Source organism: Mycobacteroides franklinii (assembly GCF_002013895.1).
GTDB lineage: Bacteria > Actinomycetota > Actinomycetes > Mycobacteriales > Mycobacteriaceae > Mycobacterium > Mycobacterium franklinii.
Map to the genome: position 1 here is coordinate 22,813 of NZ_MAFQ01000020.1, position 25,537 is coordinate 48,349.

The 25,537-nt window shown below is 64.3% G+C and carries 19 protein-coding genes and 1 pseudogene; 5 read left to right on the plus strand and 15 right to left on the minus strand.

Annotation, left to right across the window (positions count from 1 at the left end; translation table 11 throughout):
• Positions 1–45: 45 nt before the first annotated feature.
• From B4393_RS25200 to B4393_RS25210, 3 genes are read left to right on the plus strand one after another with little or no spacing between them, the layout of a single operon-like run.
• Positions 46–4,422, plus strand: a complete 4,377-nt coding sequence (locus tag B4393_RS25200) for a non-ribosomal peptide synthetase (RefSeq protein WP_078336450.1) — start codon at positions 46–48, stop codon at positions 4,420–4,422.
• Positions 4,419–5,708: an NADPH-dependent L-lysine N(6)-monooxygenase MbtG gene (gene mbtG, locus B4393_RS25205; protein WP_078336501.1), complete on the plus strand. Its 1,290-nt coding sequence runs from the start codon at positions 4,419–4,421 to the stop codon at positions 5,706–5,708. The genes B4393_RS25200 and mbtG overlap by 4 nt, the downstream gene beginning before the upstream one ends.
• Positions 5,689–5,904, plus strand: coding sequence for an MbtH family protein (locus B4393_RS25210; protein ID WP_078336452.1), 216 nt, complete (start codon positions 5,689–5,691; stop codon positions 5,902–5,904). Before mbtG ends, B4393_RS25210 begins: the two co-directional genes overlap by 20 nt.
• On the opposite strand, the gene B4393_RS25215 is transcribed toward B4393_RS25210, so the two are convergent.
• Entirely contained in the window at positions 5,901–6,770 is an 870-nt protein-coding gene (locus tag B4393_RS25215) for an LLM class F420-dependent oxidoreductase (RefSeq protein ID WP_078336502.1), read from the minus strand. The genes B4393_RS25210 and B4393_RS25215 overlap by 4 nt on opposite strands.
• 20 nt (positions 6,771–6,790) lie before the next feature.
• Complete coding sequence (locus tag B4393_RS25220; protein ID WP_078336453.1) at positions 6,791–7,225, minus strand: MarR family winged helix-turn-helix transcriptional regulator; 435 nt, start codon at positions 7,223–7,225, stop codon at positions 6,791–6,793.
• Positions 7,226–7,297: 72 nt separating this feature from the next.
• Between B4393_RS25220 and B4393_RS25225 the strand changes: the two genes are divergently transcribed.
• A complete protein-coding gene (locus tag B4393_RS25225) occupies positions 7,298–8,140 on the plus strand; it encodes a class I SAM-dependent methyltransferase (protein ID WP_078336455.1) in 843 nt (280 codons plus the stop codon).
• Here the strand turns inward: B4393_RS25225 and B4393_RS25230 are convergent.
• The 12 genes and pseudogenes from B4393_RS25230 to B4393_RS25285 form a co-directional block, all read right to left on the minus strand.
• Entirely contained in the window at positions 8,137–9,885 is a 1,749-nt protein-coding gene (locus B4393_RS25230; protein ID WP_078336457.1) for an ABC transporter ATP-binding protein, read from the minus strand. The two genes, B4393_RS25225 and B4393_RS25230, sit on opposite strands and share 4 nt — an antisense overlap.
• Positions 9,885–12,482: an ABC transporter ATP-binding protein/permease gene (locus B4393_RS25235; protein WP_078336459.1), complete on the minus strand. Its 2,598-nt coding sequence runs from the start codon at positions 12,480–12,482 to the stop codon at positions 9,885–9,887. Before B4393_RS25235 ends, B4393_RS25230 begins: the two co-directional genes overlap by 1 nt.
• A gap of 66 nt (positions 12,483–12,548) precedes the next feature.
• On the minus strand, positions 12,549–13,826 hold the full coding sequence (locus tag B4393_RS25240) for an MFS transporter (RefSeq protein ID WP_078336503.1): 1,278 nt from the start codon (positions 13,824–13,826) through the stop codon (positions 12,549–12,551).
• 113 nt (positions 13,827–13,939) lie between these two features.
• Positions 13,940–14,851, minus strand: a complete 912-nt coding sequence (thpD, locus tag B4393_RS25245) for an ectoine hydroxylase (protein WP_074367857.1) — start codon at positions 14,849–14,851, stop codon at positions 13,940–13,942.
• Positions 14,848–15,240 carry an ectoine synthase gene (locus B4393_RS25250; RefSeq protein ID WP_070937004.1) on the minus strand — a complete coding sequence of 131 codons (393 nt, stop codon included), beginning with the start codon at positions 15,238–15,240 and terminating at the stop codon, positions 14,848–14,850. The genes thpD and B4393_RS25250 overlap by 4 nt, the downstream gene beginning before the upstream one ends.
• Positions 15,241–15,280: 40 nt before the next feature.
• Positions 15,281–16,561 (minus strand): diaminobutyrate--2-oxoglutarate transaminase, encoded by a 1,281-nt coding sequence (gene ectB / locus B4393_RS25255; protein ID WP_070936971.1) that lies wholly within the window; start codon positions 16,559–16,561, stop codon positions 15,281–15,283.
• A 28-nt stretch (positions 16,562–16,589) separates the two neighbouring features.
• The gene (ectA, locus tag B4393_RS25260; protein WP_269085932.1) at positions 16,590–17,084 is read right to left on the minus strand and encodes a diaminobutyrate acetyltransferase; all 495 of its coding nucleotides are present in this window, start codon (positions 17,082–17,084) and stop codon (positions 16,590–16,592) included.
• A 276-nt stretch (positions 17,085–17,360) separates the two neighbouring features.
• Positions 17,361–19,004, minus strand: coding sequence for an FUSC family protein (locus tag B4393_RS25265; protein WP_078336460.1), 1,644 nt, complete (start codon positions 19,002–19,004; stop codon positions 17,361–17,363).
• A gap of 3 nt (positions 19,005–19,007) precedes the next feature.
• Positions 19,008–19,631: a MerR family transcriptional regulator gene (locus B4393_RS25270; protein WP_078336461.1), complete on the minus strand. Its 624-nt coding sequence runs from the start codon at positions 19,629–19,631 to the stop codon at positions 19,008–19,010.
• 108 nt (positions 19,632–19,739) lie between these two features.
• Positions 19,740–20,948 (minus strand): Dyp-type peroxidase, encoded by a 1,209-nt coding sequence (locus B4393_RS25275; protein ID WP_078336462.1) that lies wholly within the window; start codon positions 20,946–20,948, stop codon positions 19,740–19,742.
• A gap of 2 nt (positions 20,949–20,950) precedes the next feature.
• Complete coding sequence (locus B4393_RS25280; RefSeq protein WP_070936966.1) at positions 20,951–21,415, minus strand: copper chaperone PCu(A)C; 465 nt, start codon at positions 21,413–21,415, stop codon at positions 20,951–20,953.
• Between the two features lie 6 nt (positions 21,416–21,421).
• Positions 21,422–22,137: pseudogene (locus B4393_RS25285) on the minus strand (FadR/GntR family transcriptional regulator).
• A gap of 91 nt (positions 22,138–22,228) precedes the next feature.
• On the opposite strand from B4393_RS25285, the gene B4393_RS25290 reads away from it, so the two are divergent.
• Complete coding sequence (locus B4393_RS25290) at positions 22,229–23,470, plus strand: MFS transporter (protein ID WP_078336463.1); 1,242 nt, start codon at positions 22,229–22,231, stop codon at positions 23,468–23,470.
• A gap of 134 nt (positions 23,471–23,604) precedes the next feature.
• Here B4393_RS25290 and B4393_RS25295 read toward each other — a convergent pair whose 3' ends face one another.
• Entirely contained in the window at positions 23,605–25,089 is a 1,485-nt protein-coding gene (locus B4393_RS25295) for an amino acid permease (RefSeq protein WP_078336464.1), read from the minus strand.
• Between the last annotated feature and the right edge of the window lie 448 nt (positions 25,090–25,537).

Consider the following 25,537-nt stretch of genomic DNA (forward strand, 5'->3'; position numbering starts at 1 on the left):
TTAGGGCAGCCTGTACTAATAGCGAAAACGCGAGGTGAGATCGAGGTGCGCACCGTGAGCGAGGGTGACGTCGAGGTGGGCGTTACCAGCGGAGGGGCGTCGATAGGCCTCGAGCCGGCTGCCGCGCCGCCGCTGTCCGCGGGACAGCAGCGCATATGGTTCGCCCACCGCGTGACGCCCGCTCTGATGAACATGTGCCGGTCCTACCGGCTCCGCGGCGACGTGGATGTCGACAGGCTGCGTGCCGCGGTGACCGCGGTCGTGGCGCGGCACGAGGCCTTGCGCATGACAATTCACGCCGGCGCCGAGGGCAATCCGGTCGCATTGCTGCACAACGACCTGCCGGCCCGATGGGTCGAGCATGACGTGGCCGACCTCGCGGGTACCGCGCAAGAGCTTCGGCTGGGCGTGCTGGCACAACGCGAATTCGGCGCCATATTCGATCTGGCCACCGAATCGCCGTTGCGAGTCACCGTCATCCGTACCGGTGCTGCGGAGTACGTCGTGTTCGTGGTCGCCCACCGGATCGCGTGGGACGACGAGTCGTGGTCGGTGTTCCTCGCCGATCTGACGACCGCCTATGTCGACGGCGATATCACCGCGCCACTGTCATCGCTGCCCTCGCAGGATGGGCCCGTCGGTGCGGACGACTACTGGCGCCAAGAGTTGGCGAATCCTGCTGAACCGCTCGAACTTCCGGGCCCCAATGGCTCTGTGGTGCCGACCGACTGGAAGGCTGCGCGCTGCACCGCACGCCTTTCCGCGTCGGTGATGGATGACATCGGGCGGCTTGCGCATGACGCCGACACCACCCCGTACGCGGTGTTGTTGGCCGCGTATTCGGCGCTCCTGCATCGGTATACGCATGCCGAAGATTTCCTCGTGGCCGCCCCGGTACCTGTGCGTGACGCCGGCGTGCAGGGCCGTATCGGTCACTTCGGCAATTTCCTCGCCCTGCGGATGCGCCCGCACGGTGAGGAAAGCTTCAGGGACCTGCTGGGTCGGGTGCGGCGTACCACCCTGGACGGGTTTGCGCATCAGGGGGTAAGCCTGGATCGCGTGGTCCCACGCGTCGGCTTCGCGATGGGTGCGGACTCCGCAGCCCTTTTCTGCCCGCCCGGAATCCACTGTGAAAGAGCGCCATTCGATGGCCAGGTGGCGTATGTGCCACTCGGCCTGACCGTCCAGACGACCCCCGATGGCGCCGATCTGGTGGCCGAATATCTGGTCGGCGTGCTGGACGAACGGATGACCGCGCAGATGCTCCGGCACTTCGGCAACATGCTCGATGCCGCGCTCGACGACCCGGACCGTCCGCTGGGCAGTCTGGAACTCATGGACGGCCGCGAGTCGCAGTGGCTGTGGGATGCGTCGTCCGGGGAACGGTTTGACGCCGAGCCGACGACGCTCGGTGATCTGGTGGCCGCTCGGGTGGCTGCTCAACCCGACGCCACCGCGCTGGTGTACGAGGGACGTCACTACTCGTACCGCGAAACCAATGACTTGGCGAACCGTCTGGCGCACTGGATCATCCAGCAGGGGATCGGCACGGAGGATCATGTCGCGGTTCTCCTCGATAAGTCCCCGGAATTGATCATCACCGCGCTCGCCATCGCCAAGGCGGGGGCGGTGTACCTGCCGATCGATCCCGACTACCCGCCCGATCGGATCGCGCATATTCTTGCCGACGCGCAGCCCAGGCTCGTGATCCGAGAGCCGGTGACCGGCCTTGACCAATTCGATGTTCGCGAACCGGTCGACTCTGATCGAGTGCGGCCGTTGACCGCCGACAATGCTGCGTATCTGATTTACACATCCGGTTCGACGGGCATACCCAAAGGAGTGACGGTCACACACCGCCCACTCACCGAGTACTTCAATTGGTTCCGCGCCGAGTATCGGGTCAGCGGATCGGATCGGGTGCTGCAGGTGGGATCGCCGAGCTTTGACGTATCGATAGGGGAGATCTTCGGGATCCTCAGTTGTGGTGGCCGCCTGGTCATTCCGCGCCGGGGTGGGCTCACCGATGTTGCGTACCTGACGGACCTGTTGAACAACGAAGCCGTCACCTCGATGCACATGGTGCCTTCGTTGCTCGGGCTCATTCTGTCGCTTCCCGGAGTAACACAATGGAAGTCCCTGCGCCGGGTGCCGGTAGGTGGAGAGGCATTGCCCGGGCCGGTCGCGGATAAATTCCACGCCACGTTCGACGCGTCGCTGCATAATTTCTACGGCCCGACCGAGGCCGTCATCAACGCGTCGCGGTACAAGGTCCGCGGAATCCAGGGCACGCGGACCGTGCCGATCGGCACTCCCAAGATCAACACTCAGATTCACATTCTGGATCAGGATCTGCGACCGGTTCCGGTGGGCGTAATCGGTGAGATATACATTGGCGGAACGCATCTGGCGCGTGGATATCATCGCGCCGCAGGCCTGACCGCGCAGCGTTTCATCGCCGATCCCTTCACCCCCGGGCAGCGGATGTATCGCTCCGGCGACCTCGCACGGCGCAATGCGTGCGGCGATATCGAGTTCGTCGGCCGTGCCGACGAACAGGTGAAGATCCGGGGTTTCCGTGTCGAGCTCGGTGAGATTTCCTCCGCGATCGAGGTCGACCCCAGTGTCGGCCAGGCGCTGGTGGTGGTCGACGAACTGCCGCACCTCGGTAAGCGCCTCGTCGCCTACCTGACACCGTTCGGCGGGCACGTGGTCGATATCGACCGGATCCGCTCCAGGATCTCAGCGGCCCTGCCCGACTACATGATTCCCACTGCCTACGTCGTGCTCGATGAGATTCCCATCACCCCGCACGGCAAGATCGACAGGGATGCGCTGCCGGCGCCCGACACCGGGTCCGTCGCAGAGCGCCGTGAGCCGGAAACCGCGACACAGAACCAGGTGACTGCGTTGTTCTCGCGAATGCTCGGATCTGGCGTTGTGGGAATCGACGATTCGTTCGAGTCTCTTGGCGGTCATTCACTGCTCGCAAGCAAGCTCTCGGCGGCAATCCTGTCCGAGTATGGAGTGCGGATCGATATCCGCGAGATTCTGCGCCGGGGTAGCGTCGCGAGCCTGGCCGAGCTGATCGACCAACACATCGACAGCACTGCGGCTTCGGCGGACCGTGTGGTCGAAGGGGAGCCGATTCCGCTGCTGCCGGGCGGACACAGTCTGTATGAGTACGGAAACCCGCGCAGGCTTGCGGTGACGTGTGTTTTCCGGATTCAGGAGGGCATCACCCGTCCTGCCCTGGAGCAGCTTCTGGGTGCCGTTGTCGCGGAACATGAAGTACTGCGCAGTCGGCTCGATCGCGACAGCATGATGCTGGTCCCGCGTGCGCGCCCGGCTCTTCGGTTCGTCGAGATCCTTGCCGCCGATCCCTTGGCCGTCGCGGGTGCCGAGATTGCCCGTGCGGTGGATCGGCTTGATCCCGAACAGGGTTGGATGTTGTCGGCCGTGTGGCTGCACCCAGACAACGAGCCAGGCGTTCTCATCCTGGCGGTACACCATCTTGCCGCGGATCCCATTTCCTGGCGGGTCATCATGTCCGAGTTGGAATCCCGCTGGCGGGCCATGACGCAGGAGGTGGCACCGGCGACCGTTGAGAACGGTATGGGCCTGCGCCGCTGGGCGAATTCGCTAGCGGCCGAGGCGCAGGATGTGGGTAGTCTGCCGTTCTGGGTTGCCCAGCTTGATGGCGATGATCCCGACATCGGTTCGCGCAGAATTTCTCCCGAGTCGGATCGGGAGAGTGAGGTGGCCATCACCGTCGAATCCGCACCGGTGGAAGTCAGTGCACGCCTGCTGAATTCCGGAATTCCGATGCATCAGCTGCTGGCGGCGGCGCTCGCGGGCACGGTGGCGCAGTGGCGTCGTGGCCGGGGACAGCCCCCGGTCGAGCCGCTCTTGGCGATGCAGATCACCGGACGCACGGAGGGCACCGCCGGAACCGTGGGGCTGCTCAGTACGGTATATCCGTTGCGTGTCGGGGGCACCGATCCGCTCAGGATGGGGCCGCGTTCTCTGGTGGAACGGGTCGCTCGGCAGCACAGCGCGATGCCGGGGCGCAGTATCGACTACGGGTTGCTGCGGTATCTGCGCGGCGATACTTCGGCGGTACTGCGAAAATACCGCGACCCGCAAGTCCTGCTCACCTATCTCGGACACGATCTGGGATTTGAAGGGGACCTTCTTCGTCGCGATGAGTGGCTCTCGGTACTGGGCTCGCCTGTCCCCGAACCTGATTCGGCAGTGCGTCACGAGCTCGATATCGCCGTGCTGATCATGGAGACCACCGAGGGGCCGACCATCGGAACCATGTGGCGCGCGATTCCGGACGTGCTCAGTCGCTCGGAGATCGCCGAGTTGCAATCGATATGGCACGGACAGCTGGGAATTCTGGCAAAGGAGCAATGGTGACCTCGACATTGGCAGTGATAGGCGCGGGTGCCAAGGCGGTCGCGGTCGCCGCGAAGGCGGCCGTGCTGCGTGAGTGCGGTGTCGACGTGCCCGATGTGGTGGCGATCGAACGCCAGCAGATCGGCGCCAACTGGCAGGCGTGCGGCGGCTGGACGGATGGGCAGCACCGGCTGGGTACCAGCCCCGAGAAGGATGTGGGCTTCCCGTACCGGTCTGCCGTGCTGCCGGGGCGCAACGCCGAGATCGATGCCCGGATGATGCGGCTGAGCTGGCAGTCCTATCTGATCGCGACCGGCCAGTTCGCCGAGTGGGTCGACCGGGACAAGCCGGCGCCAACGCACAGGCGCTGGGCCGATTATCTGACATGGGTGGCCAATACGGTCGATATGAAGGTTGTCCACGGCGAGGTAACCGGATTGTCGATTGACGACAATCGATGGGTTGTCGGTACCAACGATTGCTCGATTGCCGCCGACGCGGTGATGGTGACCGGACCCGGTCAACCGGAGCGGTCTGTGCTGCCCGAGCACCCAAACGTCTTGTCAATTGCCGAGTTTTGGCGGCGTTGTGCCGGTCCCACCCGCCTGACCGCGGAACGCGTCGCCGTGATCGGCGGTGGCGAGACCTCCGCCTCGGTACTCAATGAGCTTTTCGGACACCGCGTTTCGACGGTCACTGTCATCTCGCCCGGCGTGACGCTGTTCACCCGCGGTGAAGGCTACTTCGAGAATGCGTTGTTCAGCGATCCGACCGGATGGCTGCACCACACGATGGAGGAGCGGCGCGACGCGCTGAACCGGACCGATCGTGGTGTCTTCTCGTCACGTGTCCAGGAATCGCTGCTGGCCGACGATCGCATTCGGCATCTGCGCGGCCGGGTCGCACACGCCGTCGCGCTGGAAGACCGAATCAGGCTGACGCTGCGCAGCGACAGTGCGGGCGAGCCCTCCGAGACCGTGCACGGCTTCGATCTGGTGATCGATGGAGCCGGTGCCGATGCCCTGTGGTTCCTGCCGTTGTTCGACCAGAGCGCCCTGGATCTCATGGAGCTCAAGCTGGGTGCTCCGGTGGATGGCAATGTCTTGCAGGAATCTCTGGGACACGATCTGTCTGTCAACGGCCTTACGCCCAAGCTCATTCTTCCGACGCTCTCGGGTCTGACCCAGGGGCCCGGGTTTCCCAATCTGAGCTGCCTCGGACTGTTATCCGATCGAGTGCTCGGCGGGCATAGCAGCACCGAGCCGTTCCGTCGTGAAAGGAAAATAGTTGACTACCAACCCATTTGATGACGAGAACGGCGCCTTCTACGTACTGGTCAACGATGAGGAGCAGTACAGCCTCTGGCCGACGACCATCGACGTCCCGGCCCAGTGGCGCGTGGTCTTCGGTGAGGCGCAGCGCGCCGACTGCGTCGACTACGTGGAGGCCAACTGGACCGATATGCGTCCCAAGACCCTGCGCGACGCGATGGCAGGCGCCTAACCTATCTCGGACAACCGGGGAATCACCTCGTCACCGAGTCGCCGGACGAATCCTGCAGGATCGGTATTGCCTGGCAGCGGACCGCAGTTGACCATATCGACACCCAGTGCAGCCAGGCTCTCCGCCTTGCGGAGATAAGCGTCAAGATCCTCAAAAGGATCGGTGAACATCGCCACCGTCAAGCGAATCTCGGAGAGATCGCGACCGACGGCATCGCAGTGCCGCTTGAGTACTGTCACCTTGTGGGCGACCTCCTCGGTGGTGGGTGAGGTGCTGTTCCAGATATCCGCGTACTGAGCCACCAGCCGCAGAGTCTTCTTCTCGCCTCCTCCACCGATCAGAATCGGAGGCTGCCGGATTGGCTGCGGTTGGCAGATTGTCTCCGCCAGCCGGTAGTGGGTGCCCTCATAGGCGCCGTCGTTATCGCTCCACATCTGGCGGGTGATCTGAAGTGTCTCTTCGAGCATCTCGAATCGGTCGCGAAGTGGGGGATAGGGGATGCCGAGTGCCACGTGTTCGCGTTCGTACCACGCGGCGCCGATGCCGAACACGCTTCGGCCCTGTGACAGCACGTCGAGTGTGGTGAAGGTCTTGGCGAGCACCCCTGGATGCCGATACGTCACACCCGTGACGAGCATACCCAGGTTGATCGTGGTGGTCTGCGCGGCGAGGAAGCCCATCGAGGTATAGCCCTCGAGAAAGGGATCCTCGGCCCGGCCAACAGCTTCCATCTGGAAGAAATGGTCGGCCAGCGTGAACAGTGTGGCCCCACCTTCCTCGGCGGCGCGTGCGGTGGCTGCGAGACTGGTGCCGAGATCGCGATCGGATCCGGGGAGAAAGTCGATGTAGTGGATGCCTAGTTCCATGGTCATGGTTTACCTTTCGATCAATCGGTGAGACGCCCGAGTAGCGTGAGCGCGTCCACGATGACGCGACGTTCCTTGTCGGTGAATCGGTTCTGAAGTTCCTGGGTCAGCCATTCGTCGCGGATCTGTCGATCGCTTTCGGCGCGTCGGCGGCCCTCGGCCGTCAGCGATAGTTCCGTGCGTCTGCCGTCCTCGGGATCGGGTGTGCGACAGATCAATCCGTGATTGTCTAATGCGGCGACGGTAGCGGCCATGGATTGCGGGCGGACGCGCTCGGCGCCCGCGAGCTGACTGGTGGACGCGGGACCGTCCTTCCATAGCCGGATCAGCACCGCTGTTTGCGACGGAGTGAGGCCGTCGCCTCCGGAGACTTCTGTGAGCCGCCGCCGCAGTCGGCTGAAGATCACACGAAGGTCGCGAGCGGCTGTCACGGCGGATTCACTGTATTGGGCCACATGCCCACTCTAATTTAGACAGTTGAAACTGTCCAGTTGTAACTGTCTACTTATGATTGATAGCGTGACCCGATGGGCAGCGGTGATCGTGGCCAACCGGACCACACGGCCGTAAGGACCGCGCTGTGGCGTGCCCTGCACGTGGAACTGGATCCCGCTCCGCACGTGCTTACCGACCGCATCGGACTACGGCTGGTGGCGCCGCCCGACGACTGGCGTCAACGTCCCGATATGGATCCGGAGGGCTCCGTTGCGTCGCGTCTGGGAATGGTGTCGCGAGCCCGGTTCGTCGAGGATCTCGTGGACCAGTGGGGCGCCCGCGGGGTGGAGCAGTACGTGATCCTCGGAGCGGGCCTGGACACGTTTGCGCAGCGGCGCCCGGAGGCCGGCCGACGGCTCACCGTCTACGAGGTCGATCAGCCTCAGACTCAGGCGTGGAAGCGAAATCGTTTGACCGAGATCGGGTTTGACGTTCCCCACTGGCACCGGCTGGTTCCCGTCGACTTCGAGGCAGGCGGGTCCTGGCGAGACCAACTGGCGATCGCGGGGTTCGACGCCGCCCGGCCCGCGGTGGTGGCGTCCACCGGCGTCAGCATGTACCTGACCGGTGCGGCGATTGCCGCGACGCTGCGGCAATGTGCCTCGCTGGCGCCGGGCTCGACTCTGGCGATGACGTTTCTGCTGCCGTCGGAACTACTGGATGAGCCGGAGCGTGCGATCCGGGAGATGATCGTTTCCCGGGCTGCCCAGTCGGGTACCCCGTGGTTGAGTTTCTTCACTCCCGGCAAAATGCTGTCCCTGGCCCGTGAATGCGGGTTTGCGGACGTGTCACACGTATCGGGGCGTGAATTGATCGAGCGCTATGTGCCCGGCACCGGATTGTCCGCCGAGGAGTTCCTGGTGGCGACCGTCTAGTTGGTGGCCGCCGCGATACGCCATCCGGAGGTGGACTCCTGCTGGTGCCAGAACTCGGCGAAACGTCCTCCGAGAGCGGTGAGTTCGGCGATCGAGCCTTGCTCGATGACCTGACCGTCATCGATGAACAAGACATGATCCGCATTGCGGATCGCGCTGAGCCGATGGGCGATCATCACCTTGGTGCGGATCCGGGGGTCGTTCCCGATGGCATCGGTGACCGCTGTCTCGTTCTCGGTGTCCAGGGCGCTGGTCGCCTCGTCGATCAGCAGGACGGGGGCCGGTTTGACGAGGGCACGTGCGATGCTGACTCGTTGGCGCTCACCGCCGGACAGTGCCGTACCCGCCTCGCCGACGCGTGATCGTTCGCCGTCCGGCAGACGCTCGGTGATCTCGTCGACACGCGCGAGGGTCATTGCCCGGTACATCTCGTCATCTCCGGCGGTGGGATGGCCGACGAGAACGTTTTCGCGGATCGGCCCGTCGAAGAGATAAGGATGCTGGAACACCATGCTCACCAGTGCGCGTCGCGTCGCGGTATCCAAGGTTGCGACATCGGTTCCGTCGACCAGGATTTGGCCGCTTGCCGGCTGCTCGAGGCCGGCGATGAGCGACAGGATGGTGCTCTTCCCGGAGCCAGACGGTCCGACGATGGCGGTGGTGCTGCCCGGTTCCAGGGTGAAGTCGACGCCCCTGAGCACTTGGTCGGTGGCGCCCTCGTAGCGGAAGGTGATATCGCGGAATTCGATGCGCGGAGCGGGAGCTTCGGCGGATGCGACGGCGTCCCCGGGTTGGTCCGCGGCCTCGGCGGTGATGATCGTGTGCAGGCGTCCGAAAACGCCCCGTGAGTTCTCTACGGCGGTGGTCAAATCGGCCAGCACGGTAAACGGCTCCAGGAAACGCACGATCACGACCATCAGGGCGACAGCCTCCGGAGCGCCGATCTCACCGCGCACGGCCAGCACCGTCGTCGTACCCGCCAACAGGATGAGCGCGAGCTGGCTCACGATGCTGAACAGGAGCTGTCCGGGAATCTGGAACAACAGCAGCCGCATGGTCGCACCGCGCGCCACCGCGACCGCCTCACCGGCTTGGCTGCGTGCGGGTGCGACGCGACGGCTGGCCCGTAACGCGGCCTGTGTACGTGCGAACTCCAGGATTCGCTCGGTGAGTGCGCTGTGCGCCTTGGCATCCGCCTCGTCGGCGGATCGCACGATCCGAATGCTGGACATCAGGGCACCCAGCAGCAGCGGCAGGGTGATCGCGGCCGCAACCCCTAACTTCCACGAGATGAAGAACAGCCCGATCGTGAGGGCAGCGGGCAGCAGTACGGCGCCCAGCAGCGGGGTGAGCAGGTTCGCGATGAACCCCACCAGGTCGGGTCCGCCGGATGAGATGGCCTGGCGTGCCAGGGCCGTGCGCTCGGCGGTGAACCAGCCCAGCGGAATATGGGTAATTCGGTCGGCCACCTGATGCTGGGAGTCGTTCAGAAGCGCGAACCCGATGCGGTAGCCGATGCGTGCCAACGTGGTGTCCACAATCCAGCCGCCCACGGTGACCGCCGTGAGTATTCCGAGCCATGGCAGCGCATCGGAGGGCGTCGCACCGAACAGCGCACTCAACAGCGGTATCAGCAGTAAGCAACCGGCCGCCCGCAGCGCCGCCGAGACAAATGACAGCAGGATATAAACCCGCAGCGACCCGCGATGGCTGGATGGAATCAAGCGAATCAGGTTGGAAATCATCAGATGTTCCCTCCGGCGAACACCGTGGAGACTACCGACGGTTCTTCGAGACGGCCCTCCCACAACCGCCGATACCGACCGTTGTTGGCGAGCAGTTCGGTGTGGGTGCCGGTTTCCGCCACTCGGCCGTGATCGAGGACCACGATCTGGTCGGCATCGGCGATGGTGTGCAGACGGTGCGCGATGACCAGCACCGTCCGGTTGTGGATGAGCCGGCCAAGCGCTTGTTGAACCAGGTACTCGGATTCGGGGTCGGCGAATGCGGTGGCCTCGTCCAGGATCAGGATCGGGGTATCCGCGAGAAGCGCGCGGGCGATGGTGAGCCGCTGCTTCTCACCACCGGACAGCTGCGTGTTGGTGTCCAACACGGTGTCATACCCGTGGGGAAGGCGCAGGATTCGTTCATGGATTTGTGCGTCGCGGGCCGCCGACTCGACCTCCGCATCGCTGGCCTCGGGCCGGGCCAGTGCGATGTTCTCGCGCACAGTTCCCGCGACCAGCTGCACGTCCTGAAAGACGAATCCCACCTTGGCGTACAGCTCATCGGGGGTCAGTGCACGGATGTCGGTGCCATCGATGCGGACGGAGCCGCCGTCGACATCATGGAACCGCGCCAGCAGTGAAGCCAGTGTCGACTTCCCGGATCCCGACGGTCCCACCAGCGCCGTGACGGTGCCGGGCCGCAGCGTCAGGGTGACCTCGTGGATGACGGGGACGCCGGGCCGGTACCCAAAGGTGGCGGCCTCGAATGACACCGAGGGCGTCTTCGCGGATGCGGTCTGCGCATCGGCGATCTCCAGCTCGGTCTCGTCGAGGGCGATCGCAATGTGGCGGGCCGCCTCCATGCCGCCGCGAATACCGCCGAGCCCGTAGGCGATTCCCAGCAGCCGGGTGCCGAAGGTGGTGCCGAGCACGAGGAACGGCAGCAGGGTGACGGGCTGCATGGTGCCGGCGACGACGAACAGTGTGCCCGCCGCGGCGATGAGCCACAGGAAGGTGGTGGGCCTGGTGGCCAGGTCCATGAACGTCTTCTTGCCGATGAACGGTCGCTGCCAGTCGTTCAGGAAGGCGAGGTACCCGTCCAGCTTGCGTGTGAACGACGATGCCGCCGAGCCGCCGAATATCCGGATGACCGGCTGCCCTTCGAGATACGCGGCGGACTCGCCGCTCATACGCTCGGTCCAGCGGGACGCTTCGACGATTTTCGGTCCACTCTGATACATCATCGCCATCATCGTCACCATGTAGATGAGGATCGGGATGAGCAGGATGAGCGCCATGCGCCATTCGATGACGAACAGGTACACCAGCACGGCCACCGGTCCGACCACGGCGGCCACCGCGTCGGGGATCGCATGGGTGATCAGGTAGTGCAGGGAGAGCGTGTCGTCCTGGATCAGCTTCTTGACCGACCCGGAACCGCGCTGGGTGAACCACCCCAGTGGAACTCGGGACAGCTTGTCCAGCAGCCGTCGCCGGATATTCGAGCTGAAGCGCAGGTCCACGAAATGCAGCCACAGCGTGAGTGCGGCGGCCAGACAGGTGCCGAGCACCAATAGCCCCAGGAATATGAATCCGGTGTGCCACAACCGGGTTTGGTCCGCACCGGTCAACAACAGGCGCGTCAGCTCGACCAGGACTACGAACGGAGCCAGCTCGATCAGGGTGATGACTGCCTGCAGCACGCCGCTGGCGATCATCTGTTTCTTGACGGGTGCCAACAGCTCGCCCGCGGCCTGTGATCGCCACCGTCCCTGCGGGACAGTCGGTTCTGGCGCGGCCGCGGGTGCATCCGGTGTAGCGGGTTGGGGTGCTGTGGGCGTCGGCGCCGGTGCCTGATGCGTCTCGGTATCCCCGCGACGGCTTCCCATCGCGCGGCCGAAGGTCCAGTAGGCGGCGGCGTGCACGTCCGCTTTGGGGAATCCGAACTCGTCCCGCAACCGTTTGCGCAGGTGCTTGAGCGATCCCGCCTCAGGGCCCGCCCAGGCGTACCAGTTGGACCAGTCGCGCGCCTCGATGGCAGCGGCCAGCGATGTTTCGTCGGCCCGGTCTACCCAGTGCAGCCGGCGCCGAGGATGGTCGGTCAGGGGGATCAGGTCGTCGTCGGCACTATGCCGCTCCAGATACACCTCGATGTCGACATCGGCGGGTAGGGCAGCCACGATCGAGTTGATGGCCGGAATGGAGGCCGAGTCGCCGACGAGAAGGAATCCGGCCGGAAGATCCTCGGGTACCTCGAAACGTGCGGAACCGAAGGCCACCACCGGAATGGTCATTCCGGGCTGTGCGGCCGCCGCCCACTGACAGGCAGGGCCGGCGGGCTCGTGGATGACGACGTCGATGGAGAATTCGCCCGCGTCCTCGTCGGTCGTGACGATCGTGTAGGCCCGTTGGTGTTCGGTGGCGCCGCCCGCGGGGTCGGGGAACCAGAATCTGAGCCATTCGGCAGGGGTGTGTAAGAGGTCCTCGAACAAGGTTGGTGCGGACATCCTGAGCCGCACGCAGTTCGGCGCGACGGGTGAGGTGCCGACGACGGTGGCCACGTGATCACGCGCCCCGAGTCCGCGCAGCATCGCGCCCTGGAACCCTCTACCCATGCTTATGTGACCTTTGTTTGTGCCCGCCCATACTTAGCCCATCCTAACCTAAGGAGAATGGGCGGGTCAGGCGTGGAGGACGTCGGCGTCCTCGGCGGCCTCGCTGCAGGGGATGTCGGTTCCGGCGATCGAGGCCCCGGCGGTCTCGATGAGGAAGGGCAGGGCGCACAGCCCGACGGCACAGGCCAGCATCAGATAGGCAGCGGGAAACAAGTCCCATCCGGTCTTGTCCACCATGAGGTCGTTCACCAGCGGTGCGGTGCCGCCGAAGGCCGCGGTGGACAGGTTGTAGGAGATGGCGAAACCCGCATAGCGGACTTGGGTGGGGAACATGCAGGGGAAGGTCGCGGTGATTGTCGACAGCTGCGGTATGTACAGCAACCCGAGGACCGCGAAACCCACTATTGCCCAACCGAATCCCTGTCCCATGAGCCAGAACATCGGCAGTGACAGCACGAACAGGCCGATCAGGGAGAACAACCACATCGGTTTGCGCCCAACGCGGTCCGAGAGTGCGCCGCAGAAGGGCAGGAACGCCATCATGGCGACCTCACCGATGAGGATCACGATCTGGCCCTGAGTCTCCGACATCCCGAGCCTGGTCTTGAGATAGGTCGGCTGGTAGCTCAGCAGGGTGTAGTTGGTGATGTTCAGCGCGATGACCAGCAGCATCATCACGATCATGGGCCGTTTGTAGTCGCGAACCAGATCCTTGAGCCGTTCCAGCGCGGTCTCTTGGCCTTCCGGTTCCTGCTCCTGCATCTCCTTGAACAACGGCGGATCGTCGAGGCGGCTACGCAGGTACCAGCCGATCAGTCCCATCGGAAGCGCGACGAGAAAGGGGATCCGCCAGCCCCAGGTGTGCATGGCATCGTCGCTGAGGGTGGCGTCCAGGATGAGGACGAACGCGGCCCCGACGGCGAACCCGCCCAGGGTGCCGAATTCGAGGAAAGAACCATACTTGCCGCGCTTCTTGTCGGGCGCGAACTCGGCCATGAACGTTGCCGCACCGCCGTATTCACCACCGGTGGAGAAGCCCTGTACGACGCGCAGCAGGATCAAGAGCGCGGGCGCGGCCATGCCGATCGTCGCCCAGCTGGGCAAGATGCCGATGAGGGTCGTGGACAAGGCCATCAGCACGATGGTGATGGCCATGACGCTCTTGCGCCCCAGTCTGTCGCCCAGAGGCCCCCAGACCATTCCGCCCAGTGGCCGCAGCAGGAAGGAGATGGCGTACCCGAGCATGGTGAACGCCGTACCCAGGGTTGGGAAAAATGCCTGCGTCAGAAAGGTGGTGGTGGCAGCGTAGACGCCGTAGTCGTACCACTCGGTGGCATTACCCATGGCCGATGCGGCGATCGCGCGGTGAAGTTGCCGCCGGCCCTCGGGTGATTGGAAATCCGGTCGAGGGACCGGGGGAGGTTCCGTTTCACCCTCGCGTGGGCCGGCGGACGACATCAGGGCGTGCTCGGCGATTTGGGAGTCAGCGGGGTGAAGTCGCGTGCCGCGATGTATTCCGGCCGCGGCTCGTAGCCCGCGAAGGGTTTCTGTGGCGTGTTCTCCACCGAGTTGAACACCAGGAATACGTTTGAGCGCGGGTAGGGGCTGATGTTTGATCCAGACCCGTGCATCAAGTTGCAGTCGAACCACAGCGCATCACCGGGCTGGCCGAGGAATAGCTCGATACCGCTCGTAACAGCGGCCTCGGCCAGAGTCTTGGTTGAAGGCACGCCAATCTCTTGTTCCACCAACGATTTCCGGTGATTGTCGCGCGGCGTCGCCCCGACGCACGGGTAGAAGGTGCGATGCGTGCCCGGCATTACCTGCAGGGTGCCGTTGTATGCGACATTGACGGTCAACGCGATCGAGCAGGACACCGTGCGCATCTGGGGTAGGCCGTCTTCGGTGTGCCAGGTCTCGAAGTCCGAATGCCAGTAGAAGCCTCGCCCGCGGAAGGCCGGCATCGCGTTGATGCGGGACTGATGCAGGTATACGGGCCCACCCAGTAGCTGCTCGGCGACATCGAGGACGCCCGGCGAACGCGCCACATCCATCACTACCGAGCTGAGCACGTGGGCCTCGAAGATGGAGCGCACCTCTTGCGACCCAGCCTCGCGGATTATTCGCGGATCGTCAGCGCCGATCTGCGCAGGCACCCTGTCGATTTCGTTACGCAACGCGGAGACGGTGGCGTCGTAGACGGTGCTCGGCCGGATCAGGAAGCCTTGCTCGGACATCTGGGTCAGTGCCGGTGGCGCGAGTGGCCCACTGCCCGTGGCGCCCCATACGACGGGTTCCTTGCGGGCGATCGGAGGCTGCTCGGATTCCAGGCGGCTGGGGTAGCGATCGGTGATCGCAGGGGCGCTCATGAGAGCGCAGGCGCAGCCGGGTATGCGCCGGACTCGTCGTGGACCTCCCGTCCGGTGACGGGAGGATTGAAGACGCACATCATGCGCATCTCGGTATCGGCGGAAAGCTGGTGCCGCTCATTACCGTCGAGCAGATACATGCTGCCCGGCCCCAGGGTGAACACGTCACCGTTTTCCAGGTTGGTCAGCGTTCCGGTGCCTGCGGTGAGCCAGACGGCTTCGATGTGGTGCTGGTAGTGGAAGACGTGGATGGTGCCGGCATCGATGGTGGTTTCGTGGAAGGAGAATCCGACTCCGTCATCCGCCAGCACGATCCTCTTGCTATGCCAGCCGTCACCGCTGACATCGCGTTCGGTACCCGTAATCTGTTGGGTGGTACGGACAATCAAGATGTTTCCCTTCTCTCGTGGTGCGCGTTTGGCTGTGGAGTTACTGGGCCGATTCCGCGATGGCTTCACGCAGGGTGGCGATGCCGATATCGAGCTGCTCGTCAGTGGTGGTCAGGGCGGGCAGCAGTTTGACCACCTCGTCCTTGGGGCCTGAGGTCTCCACCAGTAGGCCGCGCTCGAACGCGGCCTTGCTGACTCGGGATCCTCGCTCGGCGTCGGCGAACGCGATGCCCTGCACCATGCCGCGGCCACGCACCGTCACCGAGTCGTCGTCGGCCACCAGTGCGGACAGCTCGGTGTGCAAGCGGTCGCCCTTACGGCGCACGTCCTCGCTGAATGTGGCGTCTTGCCAATACTTTTGCAGTGTGGCGGTGGCGGTCACGAAGGCTGGGTTGTTTCCGCGGAAGGTGCCGTTGTGCTCGCCGGGAGCCCACTGGTCCAGATCGGGCCGGATGAGTGTCAGGGCCATCGGCAGGCCGTAACCGCTGATGGACTTCGACAACGTCACGATATCGGGCCGGATGCCCGCGTCCTCGAACGAGAAGAACGCACCGGTTCGGCCGCAACCCATCTGGACGTCGTCGACGATCAGGATGATCTCGCGCTTGGCGCACAGGTCATTGAGTGCCTGCAGCCACTCGGCGCGCGCCACGTTGACGCCACCCTCGCCCTGCACGGTCTCGACGATCACCGCAGCGGGCTTGTTGAGGCCGCCGCCTTCGTCGTCGAGCACCTTCTCGAACCAGTGGAAGTCCTCGGTGACACCACCGAAGTAGTTGTCGTACGGCATGGGGGTGGAGTGCACCAGCGGCACGCCCGCGCCGGCACGTTTCATCGAATTACCGGTTACGGCCAGTGACCCCAAGGTCATTCCGTGGAACGCATTGGTGAAGCTGATGATCGATTCGCGCCCGGTGATGTTCCGTGCCAGCTTCAGCGCGGCCTCCACGGCGTTGGTTCCGGTGGGACCGGGAAACTGCACCTTGTAGTCCATACCCCGCGGCTGCAGGATGGTCCGCTCGAACTCCTCGAGGAACTGCTGTTTGGCGACAGTGGCCATGTCCAGGCCATGGACCACACCGTCGGTGGTCAGGTAGTCGATGAGGGCGGTCTTCAGCACGGGGTTGTTGTGCCCGTAGTTGAGTGCGCCGGCACCGGCGAAGAAGTCCAGGTAGCGCTCACCGCTGGTGTCGGTGAGCCACGATCCCGAGGCGGAGGTGAAGGTGGTTGGCCAAGTCCGGCAATAGCTTCGCACCTCGGATTCACGTTCGTTGATGACCCTCGGAAGCCCGGATTGCTGCGCGGGCAAGGTGGCGGTCATATGTGTTTCCCCTTTCGGCCCAATGTTTTTAGGCACTGTTATTGGGCGCTTTATGTGGTTCTAGCGGAGTGAGCCGAAGCAATGGCTCTGCCTCGTGTGCATCGGGAAAGAGATGCTCGCCGAATCCTGCGGATTCGGTGAGTTCCATGTCCCGCCGGCGGGCAAATCCGGCGAATAATGCGCGCGAAGCGGTATTCGACTGTGTAACAGTTGTTTCCATGATCAAAGGCTCGCCCTGCAAGGTCGCCAGAGAGTCTGCGAGCCAGGCCAGCATGCTGGCGGCCAGTCCCTCTCCGCGGTGCGCCTCATCGACCCCGACCTGCCAGATCATCAGTGATCCGGAGGGCCTGAGGTATCCGGTGACGAATCCGACGGGCTTTCCGTCGACGCGTGCAACGGCGGCTGTGGAAGGAAAGTCTGTGCACCACAACAGGTATGCGTAAGAGGAGTTGACATCCAGCACGCCGGAATCGCGTGCGATGCGCCACATGTGGCGAGCGTCCGACTGTGTCGGGTGGCTAATCGACCACACGGGGGTGCAACGCTTTTCAGTCTGCAATTCAGTATCGACCACTAAAAATCACCATCACCACAACATGTTTCGTATCAACTCGGGTTTCGTTCCGTTCGACCGTAACCACATTGACACCCGAATGGCCAGGACCGGCACCGAGGATCCGGGTCAACTGATGGCGTTTGCCGAGGGTATCCACCTGATGTGACGCTCGTCACATTATTGTGGGACCATGAGAACTTGACGGGATCTTGACGAGTGTGCATCGAGATTGCTGGACAGCATTCAGGCATTGCTGCTGAAGCAGCGTTCCCAACGGTCGGGATCGGCCAGCATCTCCCCGGGCGGCGTGGCCCAGCAGGCAGCCACCAGGTCATAACCGTGATGGATGAGCGCGGCGTGCGCGGGCCAGTACGACTGCAACCAGTCGGGTTCGTTGTGTGCGCTGTCCACTCCGGCTCGAATTGCGCCCTCGAGCTCAAAGGACAGGTCGCGGGCCTCCGCGTAGGCGGCATCGTGGGCGGGCTGGATCCGTGCGGCCGCGACCAGGGCAAGAGCCGCCTTGCGGATCCGGGCTTCGGTAAAGGCGAAGGTGCGGCGGTGGGCACGCGGCGCAATGAGGTAGATCGACGCCATGGCCACGGCCACGCCGATCATCGTCTCGGCCAGTCGGTCGCGCACTATCGATGTGACCGATCCCTGCAGCGTGACCACGCCCGCCGACAGCAGCGCGATGGGGGTCACGAACATGACGGCCACCGCGTAGTTACGGGGCAGGAACAGCTCGGTGCAGAACTGCAGTGTCGCGATGGCGGCGATGAGCGTGTATCCGGTCGGGGACAGCTGGTAGAGCACCGCGAAGAGACCGAGTCCAATGACGGTTCCGGCGAAGCGATGCAGTCCGCGCACTGTCCCGTGCAACCGATCGGGCCCCATGTGGACGATCACGAGGGCGCTCAGGATGGCCCATTGCGGCCGTGCCAGGCCGACCGCGGCACTGATGACTCCGGCCCCCAGGCAGGCGATACCGACTCGTCCGGCGGTGATTGTCGCGTGCGAACGGAACCGCACCGAGCGGCGGAGCCGATACCAGATGCTTGGGCGCACGACGAGGACATGGTCGCCGGGGATGAGATGGTCGAGCACCATCTTGTTGCCGACGGCGATTTCGGTGAATCTGCGGTGGGTGTCGAGCATGGTGTTCACCAAGGGCGAATCGGATCTGTTCGACAGCCCCGCATCGTGCAGCGCGGTCCATGCCGATGAGATCGCGGCGCCCGCGGCATGCCGTGCGTCGACCGAGGCGTTGCCCGGCTGGGCATAGATGTCCACCGCGTCGACCGCCCGCTGGGTCGCGACGCGCTCGGGTTTGTGGCGATCGATGGCAGCACCCGCCATCGAAACGATGACCGCCGCAATGGCTCCCAGGCCCGCGCAGATCAGGATCCACTCGGGGGCCACGCCCCATTCGGTGGCCCCGAGCGCGCCACCGCACACCAGGACGAAGAACAGTGCACCCGGCGGACCGAGACGAAGGGCATCGACGGTGTAGACCACCGGGACCGCGACGGCCGTCAGGGCCAAGATGGTCGCCGCCTTGTTGGCGACGCCCCCTGGCGCGTAGGTGCCCACGATCGCACCGACCGTGGCGACGAGCATCAACGCGATGCCTGCGGTCGCCACCACGGCCGCGCGCACCCGGTAGGGACGGCCCTCGCCGTACAGGACCGCGAACGCCCCGTAGGTGACGTAGAGCGCGGCGTTCGGGTAGCCGGCGGCAACGACCAGTGTTCCGGGGATGGCGACGGCGGTACCGGCGCGCAGCCCGATGCTCCAGCGCCGGCCCGCGGGCGGAGCGGAGAACAGGATGGAGCGAGCCCGGGCGATCTGCGGAAGCGGATCCGGCGATTCAGGCGCGGGCGGGGTCACACGTCATTTCATACCGTGCCGATGCCGGTAGGCGCGCTGTTTACAGGCGGGGGAGCAGTAGCGCTGCGGGCGGCCCTTGCCTTGGGCGCTCAGCTGTCCGCCGCAGAAACCGCAGCCCCCGGGTTGGCTGACGGTTGTTTCGTCACGCGTTGGCGTGGATTCGTCACAGGCACCACGTGCCGCGGACACCAAGTCCGTGCCGGCCGCGCGCCCGCGCGGGGTACGGATGCGCAGTTCACCGTCCAGGTAGGGGCAATCGACGATGTCCTCGTTCTGGCAGCAGAGTAGGTGATTGAGGTATTCGCGCGCACGATCGAGCTGCTCGATCCGTGCCGAGATCTCCATGACCTGCTCGGTGACCGCATTGCGCCAGGTATCCGGCTGTGCCGAATGCGATGTCACGATCGCTGCCTGGCGCAGCGGCATCATTCCGGTGATGCAGCACAGGTAGGCGATGCCGATGCGACGCAGATCCCGCTCGGTGTACGTACGGCGGCCGCTGTGTTGCGTGGGCGAATTGAGAACGCCTTGTTTTTCCCACCACCGCAGCGTGGACGGAGCCAGGCCGTACAGCGCGGCTGCCTCACCGATGTTCACCGTGGGTTCCGGGGCGATGGATCTTGACATCAAGCTCACTTCACCATTGAAACTTAGGTAAGCCTAACTTGCAAGGAGTTTCCATGGTCGAGATGGCTACGGCTCACCACAATCCGCGCCGGTCTAGCTCGCGGTCGTCTAGTCCAGCAATGACCGGCCGAGATAGCCGTCCTCTGCCGTGCCCGGAGGCATGACAAAAACTGCCGACCCGACGGCGGTGTTCCACTGATTGAACTCGTCTTTTTCGGACAAGCGTTGTTGCACGGGAACGAACTGCGTGGCGATATCCCGTTGGTATGCGGCGAAAATCAGGCCTGAGTTCGATGAAGTGCCCGGTAGAGGCGCGTCGTCGAAGTTGTACGGGCGGCGCAGGAACTTCTCGTGCGGATTGCGGTGGCGGGCAAGAGCGATATGTGAGGTCGCGGGGATGACGGGTATGCCGCCGCGCGTCATCGTCAAATCGGGCTCGTCGGATTCCTTGTCGCCCGTCAGGGGTGAGCCATTGTCTGACCGCCTGCCCATGATCAAGTCCCGGAGCTTGCGATCCAGCTGGTCCCATCCGTCCAGGTTCATCGTGATCCGGCGAAGGACCAGAAGCGTTCCGCCCCTGAGCCACTGATGGTCCTCACCTTGATGCCACAGCAGGCTGTCCAGCTCTGCGGCGCCGGGGTTCACGGTGCCGTCGACCTGCCCCATGAGATTTCGCATCGTGCCGCCGGAGGGATCTTCGGCACGCGGCGTGCGGAATCCGGTTTGGCGCCAGCGTTCGGTGGCCAGCGAGCGCACGTTCTTGAGCAGCACCCGAGCCGTGTGTGCCACCAGCAGCATGTCGTCGGCGCATATCTGCAGCAGTAGATCCCCTCCGCACCACCGTTTGTCGAGCCGATCGGTGGCGAAGGCCGGAAAGTCCCGCGCCGAGGCGGGGCATCTGTCCGTCAAACCGGCCTTGGCGAACGCTGACGGGCCCAGGCCCGCTGTGACCGTCAATCGTGCTGCGGACGTGGCCAATTCCGGTTCGGTATCGGCCAACGCGGGCACGCCCTGGGTCAACCTGGCGGCGTCGGTGGTCCATAGGCGCAGAATCGACTTCAGATTCTCGCGCACTGCCCGTGTGTCTGAGTTGTTGCCGGGCAGCAGATCCACTGCCAGGAACATGGCGTGCGCTTGCGGCGCGGTGGCGATCCCGGCTTGGTGTTCCCCAAAGAACGGTTCGACCGCGCGTTCATTGCTTGGCCGCGCCGCCTGAGATTGAGCAGACCACGCCGATAACCCGGCGCCTGCGGTCAGGGCGGCCGCGGCGCCACCGCCGACGATGAGTCCCCGTCGGGACAGAGAACGACGCGTCATGGTCAGGGCTGGTAGTTCTCGTTGCCGCCTGCGAAGTCCCGGATCTGGGCGGTCAGCGGCTTGGTCGAGCCGTCCTGGAAGGCCAGCGTGATGACGACGTCCTGGCCCGGGCGTAGGGGGGTTTTCAGGCCCATGAGCATGACGTGATCGCCGCCGGGGGACAGCTTGTGTTCGCCGTTGGCGGGAATGACGACCCCGCCCTCCTTGGGCCGCATCAGCCCGCCGGCCGTCACCTCGTGAAGTTCCACCGACTTCGCCGCGGGCGAGGTGGCGGACACGATGCGGGCTTCGGTGGAGCCGTTGTTGTGCACCGTGCCGAATACGGAGGTCATGGAGCCGTCGGGCGCGGACTTGGCCCACTGGTCGGTGATGGTGACTTCGGATGCCTGCTCGGCAGGGGTGGATTCATGCGCCGAACAACCGGCGAGCAATGACAGCGCGACTGCTGCCGGGATGACGATCTTCACGTTCAACTAGTCGTCCCGGCGGTGCGGAAAGTTCCGCCGGGCTGATTCCGGCGCAGGCTCAGCTCGGTGAAGAGCTGCTCGGTGGCGGACGTGGCGGCCTCGATCTCTCCGGCGATGACGCCCTCGACGAGCCTGGTGTGTTCGTGTTCGAACGAACATTCCGCGCCGATGGGATTGCCGCGCATGTAGTGGTCCATCAAGCCCAGGAGCGAATCGTAAAGCTCCAGGTAAAGGGCATTGTGGCTGGCGGCGACCACGGCACGGTGAACGGCGATATCGGTGGCGATGGCTTCCTCGACATCCTGGGGTGCGACATCGCGGGGCGCCCACAGTTCGTTGCGCCGCCGGAGCAGCGCCCGCAGCTGCTCGATGTCGTCTTCGTCACGTCGCTGCGCGGCGAGGCCGGCGGCGGTCACTTCCAGGGTCTGTCGCAGCTCGATGAGATCGCGATCGTTGGCGGCGGCGAAGTAGTCGGCGATGGCCGAACCGCTGCCGCCGACGGAGAGCACGTAGGTGCCGGAACCCTGGCGTCGTTCGAGCATGCCGGCATGGGCCAGCGCCTGGACGGCTTCTCTAATTGTGTTGCGGGAGGTCCCGGTGAGCTCGCACAATTCGGGTTCGGTGGGGATCCGGGCACCGATGGCCCAGCGTCCCGACTGAATCTCCTCGCGGAGTTGCTCGGTGACCTGACCAATCAGTGTCTGGCGACGAACCGGCTGCATGACGGCTCATCGTAGCGCGCGGTGGAAATCACCTTGATCTCATTCATCCATTCATCCTATGATTTGCCGGGCTGCTTTAGGAGGATGAACGGTGACCGCGACCTTGCGAGACGAAACGCACGCGATCTCGGCTGCTGCGCTACGGCGTGGGCGCTGGATGGTGTTGGTCGCGATCCTGCTGTTCGCGATGTGCCTGCGTTCGGCCGTCACCTCGCTGAGCCCGCTACTGACCCAGATATCGCACGAGATCGGTTTCGGATCCGCGGTGATCGGTGTCTTCGGGATGCTGCCGACGGCGATGTTCGCCGTCGCCGGGCTGGTAACGCCCGCGCTCACCGAGCGATTCGGCCTGGAGCGCACCACGCTGGCCGCAGTCGCCGCCACGGCCGTGGGTATGGCGGCCCGGCCCGCGATGGCCACAACCGGCGGGCTGCTGGTGTTGTCCTGCCTGGCGCTGTTGGGCATGGGCATCGGCAATGTGGTGATCCCGCCGTTGGTCAAGCGGTACTTCTCGCATCGCGTCGCGCTGATGAGCGCGGCCTACTTGACGGTGCTGCAGGTCGGTACCACCGTCCCCGCGCTTACCGCCGTTCCGCTTGCCGGCACCTACGGATGGCGGTTCTCGCTCGCCGCGTGGGTCATTGTCCCCGTCGCCGCACTGCTGCCGTGGATCGGAGTGGTCATCGCTCGGCGTGGCCACGACGTGTCCGACCACTCCGCCGAGCCCCATGCGGATTCGACTGTGACGGGTCAGGTTTGGCGTTCGCCATTGGCGTGGGGCATGGCCGGCATGTTCGGCATGACGTCGTTGGTGACGTATTCGATGTTCACCTGGATCCCGGCGATCTTGAGCTCGGCCGGTGGTAGCGCCGCGCTGGGCGGTGTGATGGTGGCCCTATTCTCGGCGGTGGGATTCGTTGGCACACTGACGATCCCGCCCTTGGCGGCCCGCATGCGCAACCCGTTCCCTCTGGTGGCGGCGTGCCTGGTGTGCTTCCTTATCGGATTCGCCGGGCTGTTGTGGCTGCCGATGACCGCGACCGCCGTGTGGGTGATCGCGCTTGGCTTCGGACCGTCCACCTTCCCGTTGGGGCTGACGCTGGTGAACCTGCGCACGCGCACTCCCGCTGGTTCCGCGGCGTTGTCCGGCTTCACTCAGGGCGTTGGTTACGCGGTTGCGTGCCTGGGCCCCTTGCTGTTCGGTGTGCTGCACGATGTGAGTGGCGGTTGGTATGCGCCATTCGGCCTGCTGCTGGTGGCGATCACCGTGCTGGGCATCGGCGCGTTCCAGGCCTGCAAACCCCGGATGTTGGAAGACACCTGGGGCGGCTGAGTCCTGCCTAGAACCGCGGTGGATTGGCCTTGGCGTGCCCTAGTGGTCGTTCACTTCGGCAACTTGGGAAGGGGCGCGTCAGCTTGGATCAGGCGATAGCGCGCGCCAAACCTGCGTAGCCCCAATCGTTTTTGCTAGCTGTCCCGTCCGCCAGGCGGGTCGTCGAGCATGGGAGTGTGCGCTATCACCGGGTAGGCGCCGGTGTATCCGATGCGTTCGCGCGCGAGCTGAAGGACGCGGCCACGGCAGAGGTACCACCCCCCGGTGAGCACAGGGATGAGTATCGCGATCGCGATCAGGTTCCACGCGTTCTCGTAACACATCAGCACCACCACGGCTGCCAGGAAGACCAGCGTCAGATACCCGGTGTACGGCGCTCCGGGCATCTGGAAATTGCCCCGCCGCAGGATGCGGCGCTGCGACCACCGGTACAGCTGGATTTGGCAGATCACGATGGTGGTCCACGACGAGATGATCCCCAGTGCCGCCAGATCGAGGGCGGTTTCGAAGGCTTCGGCGGGAATGACCAGGTTCATGAATATGCCGACAAGTGTGAGGGCGCCGGTGACGGCGATGCCCATGAACGGCACTCCGCCGGAGGTCATACGCGACAACACTTTTGGTGCACTGCCATTCATCGCCAGGGACCGTAGAATTCGCCCGGTGCTATATAGGCCTGCGTTCAGGCTGGACAGTGCCGCCGTGAGCACCACGAAGTTCATCACGTCACCCGCGTACGGCACGCCTATCCGGGAGAAGAAGGTGACGAAGGGGCTCTCGCCGGCTTTGTAGGTTCCGTAGGGCAGCAGCAGCGCCAACAGGATGAGCGAACCCACATAGAAAACCGCGACCCGGAACACGACTGAGTTGATTGCCCGGGGCATCACCTTTTCCGGGTTCTCGGTTTCGCCGGCGGCTATGCCGACCAGTTCGACAGCGGAGTACGCGAAGACGACTCCCGAGGTGACGATGACCAGGGCCATCAGACCGGCGGGCAGCAGGCCGCCGTTGTCCGCGATCACCGATGGTCCTGTGCTGGCTCCGTCGACCGTGAAGCGGCCCGCCAGGAAAACGGTGCCGATGACCAGGAACCCCATGATGGCAACCACTTTGATCAGAGCCGCCCAGAATTCCATCTCACCGAACAGTTTGACGCTGATGGTGTTCATGGTGAGCACGATGACCAAGGCAATGAGTGCGATGGACCACTGAGGGATCGCCTTGAAGGCGCTCCAGTAGTGCATGTACAGGGCGATTGCTGTGACGTCGACGATGGCGGTGGCGGCCCAGTTGAAGAAATACATCCAGCCCGCGACGTATGCCGCCTTCTCGCCGAGGAATTCGCGGGCGTACGACACGAAGGACCCCGAGGACGGCCGGTGCAAGATCAGCTCGCCCAACGCACGCAGGATGAAGAACACGAACACGCCGCAGACCGCATAAACCAAGAACAAGCCCGGTCCTGCGCTGTGCAACCGGCCACCGGCTCCCATGAACAGCCCCGTACCGATAGCACCCCCGATACCGATCATTTGGACTTGCCGGTTTTTCAGCCCCTTGTGGTACCCCTGTTCCTCAGGGGCGGGGGCTGGTGTGTCGTATGTTGCCGGGGACGCCATCGTGCGACCGTATCGACTGGAAAGTCGCTGACTGGAACAACGATGTTACGAACATGCTGCGCGATTCCGCCTGATGACCGGTCAGAGTGATCCGAGAGGCGCGTAGGCCTCCCGGGTTGCACGGCCATTACCGCGTCGCGTTCCGCAGGGAGAATGGCGGCCGGAAATACTGCAGCGGTGATGAGGCTTTAGGGATCGTGTCGACACACATAAGCGCCGCAGCGGGCTGAGATCGCGATATCCGATGCGTGCGATCAGCAAAGTGATGACCCGACCGCAAGGTGTAGCGTTGAGAGATCTTGCGAACGAGTTGGACGGGGGTGTTGTGTGTATCGAGCAATAGGTGTTGTCGGGATTGCTTTATTGACTGCAGCTTTGGCGACTGCGGGTCCGGGCTGGGCTGATCCGGCCTCTTGCGCGGTGTATCACGAGTCTGTGTTGGATCGTC